Source organism: Nostoc parmelioides FACHB-3921, assembly GCF_014696625.1.
Lineage (GTDB): Bacteria > Cyanobacteriota > Cyanobacteriia > Cyanobacteriales > Nostocaceae > Trichormus > Trichormus parmelioides.
Map to the genome: position 1 here is coordinate 31,253 of NZ_JACJQL010000016.1, position 12,652 is coordinate 43,904.

The following is a 12,652-nucleotide window of genomic DNA, read 5'->3' on the forward strand; positions in this document are numbered from 1 at the left end:
ATTTAGCGTAATCACTACGCTGCTTTCATACCCACTAGCTGACAACCACATTAGGAGGACTATCTATGGCGCTTGTACCATTGCGGCTGCTTTTGGATCACGCGGCTGAAAACGGTTACGGCATCCCAGCTTTCAACGTTAACAATTTGGAGCAGATTCAGGCAATCCTGAAGGCTGCTGCCGAGACAGATAGCCCCGTAATTTTGCAAGCTTCTCGTGGCGCTCGTAATTATGCAGGTGAAAACTTCCTCCGCCACCTGATTTTGGCTGCGGTAGAAACCTATCCTGAGATTCCCATCGTCATGCACCAGGATCATGGTAATGCTCCTTCTACCTGCTACTCAGCAATCAAGAACAACTTCACCAGCGTCATGATGGACGGCTCCTTGGAAGCTGACGCTAAAACCCCTGCTAGCTTCGAGTACAACGTGAATGTTACCCGCGAAGTTGTCAATGTAGCTCATGCTTTGGGCGTAAGTGTAGAAGGTGAACTCGGTTGTTTGGGTTCTCTGGAAACTGGCGCGGGTGAAGCTGAAGACGGACACGGTTTTGAAGGTACTCTTGACCATTCCCAACTGTTAACTGACCCCGATGAAGCTGTTAACTTCGTAGAAGCAACCCAAGTAGACGCTTTGGCTGTGGCTATTGGTACCAGCCACGGTGCTTACAAGTTTACCCGCAAACCCACCGGCGAAATTTTGGCTATCAGCCGTATTGAAGAAATTCACCGCCGTCTACCTAACACCCACTTGGTAATGCACGGTTCTTCTTCCGTACCTGAAGATTTAATCGCTTTGATTAACGAGTACGGTGGTGCTATTCCTGAAACCTACGGTGTACCTGTAGAAGAAATCCAAAAAGGTATCAAGAGCGGTGTTCGCAAAGTTAACATCGATACTGACAACCGCTTGGCTATCACTGCGGCTGTACGCGAAGCTTTAGCAAAAAATCCTAAGGAATTTGACCCCCGTCACTTCCTCAAGCCTTCCATTACATATATGCAGAAGGTTTGTGCAGAACGCTATGTACAATTCGGTACTGCTGGTAATGCTAGCAAGATTAAGCAAGTTTCTCTAGAAACTTTTGCTGCTAAGTATGCTAAAGGCGAATTGAACGCTATCAGCAAGTCTGCTGCTAAGGTTTAATTTTAATCAAAGATAAATAGGAGCATTATTTTGCTCCTGCAAAATTTTTGATATTGATATAAATAAACCGGGTAACACTAAAGTTTCCCGGTTTTTTGTAGAGTATTGGTATTAGTAGTTTAAAATACAAATATTCAGCCTTCAGATAAACCACCAAAATTAGAGACTGCAAAATCAATAGGTAATTCCATATTAAGGGATTTTTTGCAATAGCTATATTTACCTTTTTTGCCAAATTCACTGTTACTAAAACTGTAACCGCCGAGTGTTTCAGTTGTCTTAATGCCATAGTAAATAAGCAATACGGCATTAACGTCAAGTTTGGTAGATAGCTAAAAACTTTGGCACACGAGGTAGTAACATGAATCGGCAGAAGTTCAGTGGTGTGAAAGACAGTTTTTTACAAAGACGTTACGCTGTTAGTCTGGGAAGACGTTATGTTCTAGCAGCAGCTAGCGTGGTTCTATTCAGTGTACTAGGTTGTTCTCAAGTTAATCCTGACACAAGTGCGCTGGCCCAGACTGGGGTATCTCAAGCAGAATCTTCATTGCAAAAAAAAACAGTAGTGCCTGATACTAAAATTGTAGATGCTAATAATAAGTTTGGCTTTAAGTTGTTTTCGGAAATTGCCAAACAAGATGGTAACGCCAAAAATATTTCTGTGTCGCCCACGAGTGTAGCGATCGCCCTAGCCATGACCTACAATGGCGCTAGCGGCTCTACGCAAAAAGCAATGGCCAAAACCCTAGAGTTACAGGGTATCAGTCTACCAGAACTCAACTCTGGTTATGCTTCATTAAACAAGCTGCTACAAAATCCTGGTGAAAATGTCCAACTGACTATAGCTAACTCCCTGTGGGCTAATCAAGATGTGAGTTTGCGTCCCGATTTTCTGCAAACAACCCGCGATTTTTATCAAGCTAAGGTGACAAATTTAGATTTTAAAAATGTCGCAGCTGTAAATACAATTAATGCCTGGGTGAAGGAAAATACTAAAGGTAAAATTGACAAAATTGTCGATAATATTGAACCAAATCAGGCGCTATTTCTCATCAATGCTATATATTTCAATGGCAAATGGAGTAGTGCTTTTGATAAGTCTCAAACAACACCACAGACCTTTTACACTGCATCGGGTCAGCAAAAACAACACCCAATGATGTCACAAACGGGTGAATATAGATATTATGAAACCCCACAATTCCAGTCTGTCAGTTTACCTTATGGTCAAGATGGCAAGGTGAGTTTGTATATCTTTCTGCCCACAAAAAACTCTAACCTCAAAGCTTTTTATCAAGACTTAAATGCAGAGAACTGGGAAACATGGATGCCTCAGTTTAGGAACCGTGAAGGCTCTATTCGTTTACCGCGCTTTCAAACAGACCATGATATTACCCTGAATGATGCGCTGAAGTCTTTAGGCATGGCAGAAGCTTTTAGTAATAAAGCCAACTTTTCTGGTATCGGCGACAATTTAACTATTAGCCAAGTGAGACATAAAACTGTGATTGAGGTGAATGAAGAAGGTACAGAAGCTAGTGCAGCAACTTCTGTAGGTATGGTAGCGACATCTTTGAGAGAGCCACAGCAGCCATTTAAAATGATTGTTGACCGTCCCTTTTTCTATGCAATTCGTGATAATCAAAGCAAAAATATCTTGTTTATGGGTGCGGTTGTAGAACCAAATTAAATCAATTCGCAACTCTCAATAAACCAGCCATTCCCAATCAATAAAACCATGATGCTGTATTTATTTTGAATTCCGCTTTGCGGTACTAGTAGTCTGCCAAGAGAACTTTGCAAGGTTAATAGCAGCACAAAAAATCTCTTTCTCCCCCTGCTTCCCCTGCTCCCCCTGCTTGCCCTAGCCCAGCAATTTTGGGTTGGTGAACTACTAGCCTGGGTATACTCTACCTTTCCATGCACCACCGCGCCCTTGCCAATGACGGAATGCAGAGTCAATGGTCATGAGGGTATAGAGAAAGGCGATCGCTGGTAAACTAAAGGCTAATAAGGCAGGACGTTTATAAAAGCGAATCGTAGGTAAGTAAGCCAGGGACATCAAAAACCAGACGGCTAACCCTGTCAGGGCAATTCTCCCATCTCCTATCAATACACCGATAATAGTAGCTATAGGTGGAAGCAAATAAATTAGCGTCATCCCTACAACAGTTCCCAAAAGTAACCAGGGGGAATAATTTAACTGAGTGTATGCAGTCCGCGCCACCATATCCCAAATTGTTTGCAAAGATTCATATGGTCGTAGACTGCGCGTTGATGAACTTAGGCCTAGCCAGATTTTTCTGGAAGTAGCGTTGTTTAATTTGTCTCCTTGTCTTCCTTGTCCCCCAGATTTGATGGCTTGGGCGAGGGTGCAATCATCAATTAAGGCTTGGCGAATGACTTGAATACCACCAATTTGTTCAAGGGCTTCTCGACGAATTAAGATAGACCCGCCAGCAGCAGCAGCCATTTTGTTTTTGGGGTTATTTACCCAGCGAAAGGGGTAGAGTTTTTGAAAGAAAAAGACAAAGGCGGGAATTAGAAATTTTTCCCAAAAGCTGTCACACCTGAGTTTTACCATTACAGATGCTAGGTTTAAATCTTCTTGTAGGGCTTTGGCGACTAATCGCCGCAAGTTGCTGACATCATGTTCAATGTCTGCGTCGGTGAGGAAAAAATAATCTGGTGCAAATGTCTTGGCTTGTTGAATGCCTTGTTCAACTGCCCAGAGTTTACCAGACCAACCGGGGGGTAAGGATTCGCCAGGAACAATGTGTAATTGTTGGGCTTTGTCTACAGCGTGGGCTACCCCTTCTGCAAAAGCGGCTGTACCATCTGTACTTTGGTCATCAACTAAAAAGATGTGGAAGTCTCCAGGATAATCTTGAAGAAGCAGCGATCGCAAGCTCATCGGTATTAACTCAGCTTCGTTACGTGCAGGGATAACCGCACAAATTTTTGGTAAAGATGCTAAGGGAATCTCCTCTCCTTCTAATCTCTGGTCTAACCGCCAAAACTGCCCCCAAAAAACTAATAATCCCAACCAAATAACCAAAGATAACAATATTAACCCTAAAAAGAACGCACCCATCTGTTTGTTACCGCTTCAATACTATGGGGACTAATTATTTTTGAATTTTGAATTGATTAGCCTCAAACACAATACAATATTTGCTGAGTGTGGTAAAAATTTTTTGTAGTATTTGATGCGAACACAAGACAGGGTACAAGTCAATTCTATTGCAGAGGCGATCGCAGCTAGTCAAAAATATCTGCTATCACTACAAAATCCGGCTGGTTACTGGTGGGCGGAGTTGGAATCGAACGTCACCATTACGGCTGAGGTTGTTTTACTGCACAAAATTTGGGGAACAGATAAAACTCTACCTCTACATAAAGTAGAAGCTTACCTGCGATCGCAACAAAAGCAGCATGGCGGTTGGGAATTATTTTATGGGGATGGGGGCGAACTCAGTACATCGGTTGAGGCGTACATGGCGCTGAAGTTGCTTGGGGTACCTGCAACTGACCCCGCCATGATTCAGGCGCGAGATTTTATTCTCCAGCGTGGTGGTATCAGCAAAACCCGTATTTTTACCAAGTTTCACCTCGCACTCATCGGCTGTTACAACTGGCGTGGTCTTCCTTCCCTCCCAGCTTGGGTGATGCTGTTACCCAATCAGTTCCCTGTGAATATTTATGAGATGTCCAGTTGGGCGCGTTCCAGCACTGTCCCACTGTTGATTGTTTTTGACCAAAAACCTGTCTATCAAGTCAATCCAACTATTACCCTCGATGAGTTATACGCGGAAGGCGTGGAGAATGTCCGCTATGAATTACCCCGCAGTGGTGACTGGACTGATTTATTTCTCACTTTAGATGAAGGCTTCAAGCTGGCGGAAAGTTTCAATTTTATTCCCTTTCGAGAAGAAGGTATTAAAGCCGCCGAAAAATGGATTATAGAACGCCAAGAAGCCACAGGCGACTGGGGGGGAATTATTCCCGCCATGTTAAATTCTATGCTGGCTTTGCGCGCTTTGGGTTATGACACCAACGACCCAATTGTAGAACGGGGTTTGCAAGCCATTGATAACTTTGCTATCGAAACAGCAGATTGTTATCGAGTCCAGCCTTGTGTGTCACCTGTGTGGGATACAGCCTGGGTTATCCGGGCGTTGATTGACTCTGGTATAGCACCAGACCATCCGGCTATAGTCAAGGCGGGAGAATGGTTATTACAAAAGCAAATTCTTGACTATGGTGATTGGAATGTCAAAAATCGCCAAGGTAAGCCAGGGGCTTGGGCGTTTGAGTTTGAGAATCGCTTTTACCCAGATGTGGATGATACGGCTGTTGTCGTTATGGCACTCCACGCGGCTAAACTCCCTCATGAACAATTAAAGCAGAAGGCGTGCGATCGCGCTCTCCAATGGGTAGCATCAATGCAATGCAAACCAGGCGGTTGGGCAGCTTTTGATATTGATAATGACCAAGATTGGCTCAATTCCGTACCCTACGGCGACTTAAAAGCCATGATTGACCCCAACACAGCAGATGTTACCGCCAGGGTAATCGAAATGTTGGGCGCTTGTAATTTATCTATTGATTCCCACGACTTGGAACGGGCGCTGACTTATCTATTAAATGAACAAGAAAAAGAAGGCTGTTGGTTTGGACGTTGGGGCGTAAATTACATTTATGGAACTAGTGGCGTTCTCTGTGCCTTGACTTTAATCAATCCGCAAAATTATCAACGCCATATTCAACAGGGTGCTACTTGGTTAGTGGGGTGTCAAAACCCTGATGGCGGTTGGGGTGAAACTTGCTTTAGCTACAACGACCCCAGCCTGAAAGGTCAAGGTGACAGTACACCATCCCAAACAGCCTGGGCGTTAATTGGGTTGATAGCAGCTGGTGAAGCTACTGGTAATTTTGCTCATGATGCCATTGAACGGGGAATTCATCATCTGGTATCCACTCAACAACCAGACGGCAGTTGGTTTGAGGCATACTTTACCGGAACAGGCTTCCCCTGTCACTTTTATTTGAAGTATCACTACTATCAACAGTACTTTCCTTTAATTGCCCTTGGTCGTTATCAAGCAATTAACCCTCTTTAACTGCCTCCCTATTTATCAGCTGCATCTGCTTGTTGCGTTTTCCGTAAATGAGTGCAGACTTTAGCTAATAATTCCTCAATATTAAAGGGTTTGACCACATAATCGGCAGTACTAGCATCTAAACCAGCAATGCGAGCGGTGACTTCATCTTTAGCCGTTAACAATATTATGGGTATATTTTTGGCACTATTCCCCAAGCGGTGGCAAATTTCCCACGCCGATAAACCAGGGATTTTCCAATCTAAAATTATCAAATCTAGCTGCAATTGCCGGGCTGCAATCATTGCAGTTAAGCCATCGTAGGCGACACTAACCTGATACCCTTGATAGTTTAGTTCCAATTCCAGAAATCGTGCTAGTTTGACTTCATCTTCAACCAGTAAGATGTGCGTCATGATCGAGCAAAAGTAAAAAGGTAAGGTAACAATTGTGAGATACCAATACTGTAGGCATTTAGGCGATGGTCTTCGACCGACCGTAGGTCGTCGCATATAGTCTTGTTATGGCTAATATGCTGTAACAGCCAATAATGACACCAATAATATGGGCATCTAATTAGTTCTAGGCTAGCTTATTATACTTTTGCTTAAGTAACAACCGTAAGTTTGCACAGTAATAAATACTGTTAGCGGTAGTAGGGTGTTGAGCAGTTTCTTGTGTGATGAGTACAACATCTTATCTCTAGCCTCTCATCTTAGCCCTGTCAATGTGACTTTTTGGCCTGAGCTAGGAACTTGGCAGTTGAGACGTGTGGATGACGAGGATCATACACAGGAGGAGCTTTTTTCTTCTTGGGAGGACGAGGGAGTTTGAGAAAAGAACTTAAACGCACTTGTGCAGCCAATTACCCAGCTATTCGTCACCTTGATAGAGCTACCCCATACCCCTATACCCTTAATTTACGCGTCAAAATAGATCAATAAACCTATGTCTTATTTTCCATGTCTAGTAAAAAGACAACTATGTTAAGTTGTGACTGGCCGATTGAGCGGTTACCTGGATTAAGTCAAGAAGAACAATCTCGACTGCAAAATTGTGGCATTCAAACTACAGCAGGGCTTGTCAAACAGGGTAAAACTTTAGAGTCCAGGCTGGCTTTGGCGAGTAAGTTACAAGTTCATCTGCAATATGTCAATAAATGGATAGCCTTAGCAGATTTAGCCAGGATTCCTAGTGTAGGAACACAATATTGTGGTTTATTACTTCATGCAGGCGTTGGTTCTGTGGCACAATTAGCCCAGATTCCCACTCACAGATTGCACAAGCAGATTTTACGCTTACAAGTCGCAACCTTGCAGCGTCGAGATTTGTGTCCAGCGATTGAATTAGTCCAGCAGTGGAGTCAACAGGCGAATATGGTCAACAGTCAACAGTCAACAGTCAACATGATTTCCTAATCTTTTACCAGCACCCCATTTAGGAAGATATCAGCTAGGCCTTCTGCCATTTGCTGCATTTGTTGGGGGGAAGCGTCTGGCTGCATGAGAGTATTGTTGGAGAAGCCAGCGATCGCAAACATTCCCAGGAAAACTTTGGCGACTAGATTAGCATCGGTTTTGCGGTAAATGCCTTTATCCATAGCAGTTTGGAAGAAGGCTTCGGCGACATTGGTCATTTTCTCGATGACTTCTATTTGAATGCGATCGCGCAAGTCTGGGTGAAACTGCACTTCCATAAAGCAAACCCGCATTAAATCGGCGTTTTTTTGCAAATTCCACATCCGGCGGCGCATCACCTGAGCAACAGCCTTATAGCTACCCATTTCGCTCAATTCTGTCAGCAAATCTGTGAGAATGTCCACCCAGCCAGCAGTTGCTACTTCTACCAAAATCGCTTTTTTGTTAGGGAAATGCCTAAACAAAGTACCTTCGGCTACACCTGCGGCTTGTGCTAAATCGCGGGTGGTGGTGCCATCAAAGCCTTGGGAGGCAAATAACTTTAGCGCTGCCTGTAAAATTTTGGTGCGTGTCTGTGCCTCTGAAGGCGGGGGAGAATTAAAAACTCGCATAATAGTTATTGTAAAATCTCCGGAACACTACTTGTAGCATTATTGTCTAACGTCAGGTACAAAAAGCACAGAAAGCTTAATACAAGATTAACGCTGCAATTCTCGATTAACCTGTTGCTTAGGTAGTGGATATTTATTTACTTGTTGCTTATGAATCAACTTAGTCGTTCAATATCGCGTCGGCTGTTGGCTATCTTGATGGCAACAGTCGTTCTATGGTGGGGATGGACACCAGAAATAGCTTTGGCACAAACGCCTCCTGCTTTACAACCAAGCAAAACACCAACTGCAAAGGTTCCCACTTCAATTCAACCCTATCTAGACCGGGTAATTAAGGATTTGACGGAGTTCCGGCTGGATAATGGCATGAAGTTTATTGTCTTAGAACGCCATCAAGCGCCAGTGGTTTCCTTTCTCACCTATGCGGATGTTGGAGGTGTGGATGAACCAGATGGTAAAACTGGTGTCGCTCACTTTCTTGAGCATTTGGCGTTCAAAGGCACTACACGCATTGGTACGCAAGATTATCAGGCCGAAAAACCTCTACTTGAGCGGTTGGAGCAGTTAGACACGCAAATTCGAGCAGCGAAAGCTAATGGCAAGCAAGATGATGTTGTTAGGCTGCAAGCGACTTTTAAGGAAGTAGAATCACAAGCTGGTAAATTAGTCAAACAAAATGAACTGGGGCAAATTGTCGAACAATCTGGGGGTGTAGGTTTAAACGCCAATACCTCGACGGAAGCGACACGTTATTTCTACAGTTTCCCGTCCAATAAGTTAGAGCTGTGGATGTCATTGGAGTCTGATCGATTTCTTGACCCTGTGATTCGCCGGGAGTTTTATAAAGAAAAAGATGTGATTTTAGAAGAGCGGCGGATGCGGGTGGAAAATTCACCTATTGGTTTAATGGTGGAAAAGTTCATTGATGCTGCTTATAAAGTTCATCCTTACAGACGACCGGTGATTGGTTATGACCAAGATATTCGTAACCTAACGCCAGAAGATGTACAAACATTTTTTGACACTTATTACGTACCCAGTAATCTGACTATTGCTGTTGTTGGGGATGTGGAGGTAGCTGAAGTCAAACGCTTGGCACAAACTTACTTTGGACGCTATAAAGCAGCACCTAAACCACAGTCAAAAATTGCCACAGAACCCAAACAAACACAAACAAGAGAAGTTACTTTAGAACTCGCTTCTCAACCTTGGTATTTAGAAGGTTATCATCGTCCCGCAATGACTCATCCAGATAATGCGGCATATGATATTATCGCCAGCTTGTTAAGTAATGGGCGCACATCAAGACTATATAAGTCTTTAGTGGAAACAGAACGTGTAGCATTAAACGCTCAAGGTTTTAGTGGTTTTCCTGGTGATAAATACCCCAACTTGATGCTGTTCTATGCTCTCACGGCTCCTGGTCATACAGTTGATGAGGTAGCAGTTTCTTTGAGTAAAGAAATTGACAAGTTGAAGACTGAACCTGTATCTGCGGTGGAATTGGAACGGGTGAAAACTCAAGCCAGGGCTGGTTTATTACGTAGCTTAGATTCCAATATGGGGATGGCGCAGCAACTTTTGGAATATGAGGTAAAAACAGGCTCTTGGCGCAATTTGTTTAAACAATTAGATGACATTGTAGCTGTGACTCCTGCGGATATTCAACGAGTAGCAAAAGCAACGTTTACGCCGGAAAATCGCACAATTGGCAAGTTGTTATCGAAAAAAGCATGAGTAATACACCGCAAATATGAGGAGATCAGCAACAGATATGTACAGGCGTAAACAATTTAAGAGAAAATTCACAATGGGGAAAGGCAAAAAATTTATTATGGCATTGGTAGCTGTTTTTGCCTTTTTAGCTGTGACTTTTAACTTTTCACTAACGGCGACAGCAGCAGCCAAGCACTACACAGAGTTGCAGTTTGCGCCCTTACCGGAGGTGAAGTTACCCAAGTATGAACGGTTTGTGTTGCAGAACGGCTTGGTTGTCTATCTTATGGAAGATAGGGAACTACCTTTAATTGGGGGTACAGCCCTAGTTCGGACTGGAAGTCGTTGGGAACCAGCAGATAAAGTGGGATTGGCTGGTTCTACAGGTGGCGTGATGCGGACTGGTGGAACTAAGCAGCATTCACCTGATGACTTGAATGAAATATTAGAACAACGCGCCGCATCGGTAGAAGTGAATATTGGTGAAGCGGCGGGTAGTGCTAGTTTTGAGGCGCTGAGTGAAGATGTGGAAACTGTGTTTGGGCTATTTGCTGAGGTGCTGCGATCGCCAGTGTTTGCTCAAGCTAAACTAGATTTGGCAAAGACGCAAGCTAAAGGTGGTATCGCTCGCCGCAATGATGACCCGGATGATATTGCTAATCGGGAATTTCGCAAGCTAATTTATGGCAAGGATAGCCCCTATGGTCGGATTACAGAATATGCTACTGTGAATGCGATCGCTCGTGAAGATTTGGTACAGTTCCACCAAAAGTATTTCCACCCCAATAATATGATTTTGGGCATTGTGGGAGATTTTGATAGTAAAAAAATGCGATCGCTCATTCAAGCCAAGTTGGGTAACTGGGCGCGTAACCCGAAATTTACTAAACCAACTTTACCAGCAGTTTCCCCAGCAAACACAGGCGGTGTGTTTTTCGTCAATCAACCCCAACTGACCCAAAGTAGTATTTTAGTTGGTCATTTGGGAGGTAAGTTTGATAATCCCGACTACGCCGCTTTGGACGTGTTGAATGGTGTGTTAAATGGTTTTGGTGGGCGTTTATTTAATGAGGTGCGATCGCGTCAAGGTTTAGCCTATTCTGTATATGGTTACTGGAGTCCCCGCTTTGACTATCCTGGGATGTTCATGGCTGGCGGACAAACCCGTTCTGATGCGACTGTGCAGTTTGTCAAAGCCTTACAAGCGGAAATTAAACGCATCCAAGCCCAACCCGTAACAGCAGAAGAACTAACCCGTGCTAAAGAGTCTACCCTTAATTCTTTTGTATTTAACTTCCAAGACCCCAGCCAAACCTTATCCCGGTTGATGCGCTATGAATATTACGGCTATCCGGCTGATTTTCTCTTCCGTTATCAAAAAGCCGTAGCCGCAACCACCATAGCTGATGTGCAACGGGTAGCCAAGCAATACCTCAAACCAGATAATCTAGTGACTTTGGTAGTGGGTAATCAAAGCGCTATTCAACCACCATTAACTCAACTAGCCTCCCAAGTCACACCAATTGATGTGACAATTCCTAGCCCACCACAACAAGCGCAGAATTAAGAGTTGAGATCAGCTATTTAGACGCGCATTAGCTTAATAAATGGATAATAATCCCAGTTTCTCTAGAGAAACTGGGATTATTATTTTGATGAGGACAAAGCAGCTTCACTGTTATATGAAATCAGGTTTTATAGACACAAATACTTTAATTATGTCTGAAAATCTAGTCCGTAAATATTGATTTTCTTCAAGGACAAATCAAAATATAAGGCAGGACTTCCCATCTTTCTGATTAGGGAAAATCCCTGTAACGAGCTAACCGATATAATCGTATTCAAAGAGGCAAGCAAATGGTAAAAATAACAATTTCTGATCTTTCACCCGACGATGAGGGAAAATCATTGAAAGACCTCACTAATTGGGAACTGAAGTCTGTGTATGCAGGCTTGGAAAGAAGATATGGCGGTAGAAGAAATCAAGTTGCTGAACCGTCAGAAGAGTCAACAACACCCACATTGAATGATACTAACGGAACTCTTGATCGATGGATGGATTCACTAGAATTACAAATTCAAGACCTGCGAAAACAGCTTGGTATTAATTCATGATTGTTCGTTAATTACAACCTAATATTTAAGATGTCGTGTATTTTGATATTAGTTTTTATCAAAATACACGATTTTTTATTGTGCGAGTGGGTATTATACCAATTCAAAATTCAAAATTAAGGAAGCAATACAGAATAATGGTTTTGGAGTATTATAGCCCCAGCCAGATAGATTGGGACATCCAGTTCAGATAAAACCCTGACAATACAAGGCTTTCAAATCGATCAACCGTCAACAGCTATATCTGCCGCGTTCTTTTTTAAAATTAGTGTTAGTTATCTGTTGCTTTTGTCAGTTTATAAATGCAGTAATAGCGTGGCTAAGTAAGTTGAAATATTAAATAATACTACCGTATTTTTCATAAAATATTGTGTCGGAAATTATCAAAATTAGCCGGCTTAAATTTTAGGCAATGTAAAAATCAAAAATAGACATATAGAACTCATTTATGTCTTGCTGATTAAGGTTTTAAGCTTGATTTTTCTAAAAAAAATAAATAAAAATTGAGTCAACGGTTAAGAAAAACCAACTTAATCGTTGACGGA

At 42.9% G+C, this 12,652-nt stretch carries 9 protein-coding genes and 1 pseudogene; 7 read left to right on the forward strand and 3 right to left on the reverse strand.

Annotated elements, in window-relative coordinates; all coding sequences use genetic code 11:
- The first annotated feature begins 65 nt into the window (after positions 1-65).
- Positions 66-1,145, forward strand: coding sequence for a class II fructose-bisphosphate aldolase (fba, locus tag H6G14_RS13230; protein ID WP_011319265.1), 1,080 nt, complete (start codon positions 66-68; stop codon positions 1,143-1,145).
- A gap of 361 nt (positions 1,146-1,506) precedes the next feature.
- The gene (locus tag H6G14_RS13235; protein ID WP_190567846.1) at positions 1,507-2,835 is read left to right on the forward strand and encodes a serpin family protein; all 1,329 of its coding nucleotides are present in this window, start codon (positions 1,507-1,509) and stop codon (positions 2,833-2,835) included.
- 204 nt (positions 2,836-3,039) lie between these two features.
- Here H6G14_RS13235 and H6G14_RS13240 read toward each other — a convergent pair whose 3' ends face one another.
- Positions 3,040-4,239 carry a glycosyltransferase gene (locus tag H6G14_RS13240; protein ID WP_190567847.1) on the reverse strand — a complete coding sequence of 400 codons (1,200 nt, stop codon included), beginning with the start codon at positions 4,237-4,239 and terminating at the stop codon, positions 3,040-3,042.
- A 115-nt stretch (positions 4,240-4,354) separates the two neighbouring features.
- Between H6G14_RS13240 and shc the strand changes: the two genes are divergently transcribed.
- Positions 4,355-6,268: a squalene--hopene cyclase gene (shc, locus tag H6G14_RS13245; RefSeq protein WP_190567848.1), complete on the forward strand. Its 1,914-nt coding sequence runs from the start codon at positions 4,355-4,357 to the stop codon at positions 6,266-6,268.
- A 14-nt stretch (positions 6,269-6,282) separates the two neighbouring features.
- Here the strand turns inward: shc and H6G14_RS13250 are convergent.
- Positions 6,283-6,663, reverse strand: a pseudogene (locus tag H6G14_RS13250) (response regulator transcription factor); the annotation flags it as partial.
- Between the two features lie 546 nt (positions 6,664-7,209).
- On the opposite strand from H6G14_RS13250, the gene H6G14_RS13255 reads away from it, so the two are divergent.
- Positions 7,210-7,665: a DUF4332 domain-containing protein gene (locus H6G14_RS13255; RefSeq protein WP_190567850.1), complete on the forward strand. Its 456-nt coding sequence runs from the start codon at positions 7,210-7,212 to the stop codon at positions 7,663-7,665.
- Here H6G14_RS13255 and H6G14_RS13260 read toward each other — a convergent pair.
- Positions 7,662-8,276: a TetR/AcrR family transcriptional regulator gene (locus H6G14_RS13260; RefSeq protein ID WP_190567851.1), complete on the reverse strand. Its 615-nt coding sequence runs from the start codon at positions 8,274-8,276 to the stop codon at positions 7,662-7,664. The two genes, H6G14_RS13255 and H6G14_RS13260, sit on opposite strands and share 4 nt — an antisense overlap.
- Before the next feature lie 150 nt (positions 8,277-8,426).
- Here H6G14_RS13260 and H6G14_RS13265 point away from each other — a divergent pair, with 150 nt between their 5' ends.
- The 3 genes from H6G14_RS13265 (at position 8,427) to H6G14_RS13275 (ending at position 12,107) form a co-directional block, all read left to right on the forward strand.
- Positions 8,427-10,013 (forward strand): M16 family metallopeptidase, encoded by a 1,587-nt coding sequence (locus H6G14_RS13265; RefSeq protein WP_190567852.1) that lies wholly within the window; start codon positions 8,427-8,429, stop codon positions 10,011-10,013.
- Between the two features lie 73 nt (positions 10,014-10,086).
- The gene (locus H6G14_RS13270) at positions 10,087-11,559 is read left to right on the forward strand and encodes a M16 family metallopeptidase (RefSeq protein ID WP_190567853.1); all 1,473 of its coding nucleotides are present in this window, start codon (positions 10,087-10,089) and stop codon (positions 11,557-11,559) included.
- A gap of 290 nt (positions 11,560-11,849) precedes the next feature.
- Positions 11,850-12,107, forward strand: coding sequence for a hypothetical protein (locus H6G14_RS13275; RefSeq protein ID WP_190567854.1), 258 nt, complete (start codon positions 11,850-11,852; stop codon positions 12,105-12,107).
- The last annotated feature ends 545 nt before the right edge of the window (positions 12,108-12,652 follow it).

Excerpts from the sequence above, each read along its gene's own strand:
- fba (WP_011319265.1), top strand. The coding sequence starts at position 66 with ATGGCGCTTGTACCATTGCGGCTGCTTTTGGATCACGCGGCTGAAAAC.
- H6G14_RS13235 (WP_190567846.1), top strand. The coding sequence starts at position 1,507 with ATGAATCGGCAGAAGTTCAGTGGTGTGAAAGACAGTTTTTTACAAAGA.
- H6G14_RS13240 (WP_190567847.1), bottom strand. The coding sequence starts at position 4,239 with ATGGGTGCGTTCTTTTTAGGGTTAATATTGTTATCTTTGGTTATTTGG.
- shc (WP_190567848.1), top strand. The coding sequence starts at position 4,355 with ATGCGAACACAAGACAGGGTACAAGTCAATTCTATTGCAGAGGCGATC.
- H6G14_RS13255 (WP_190567850.1), top strand. The coding sequence starts at position 7,210 with ATGTCTAGTAAAAAGACAACTATGTTAAGTTGTGACTGGCCGATTGAG.
- H6G14_RS13260 (WP_190567851.1), bottom strand. The coding sequence starts at position 8,276 with ATGCGAGTTTTTAATTCTCCCCCGCCTTCAGAGGCACAGACACGCACC.
- H6G14_RS13265 (WP_190567852.1), top strand. The coding sequence starts at position 8,427 with ATGAATCAACTTAGTCGTTCAATATCGCGTCGGCTGTTGGCTATCTTG.
- H6G14_RS13270 (WP_190567853.1), top strand. The coding sequence starts at position 10,087 with ATGGGGAAAGGCAAAAAATTTATTATGGCATTGGTAGCTGTTTTTGCC.
- H6G14_RS13275 (WP_190567854.1), top strand. The coding sequence starts at position 11,850 with ATGGTAAAAATAACAATTTCTGATCTTTCACCCGACGATGAGGGAAAA.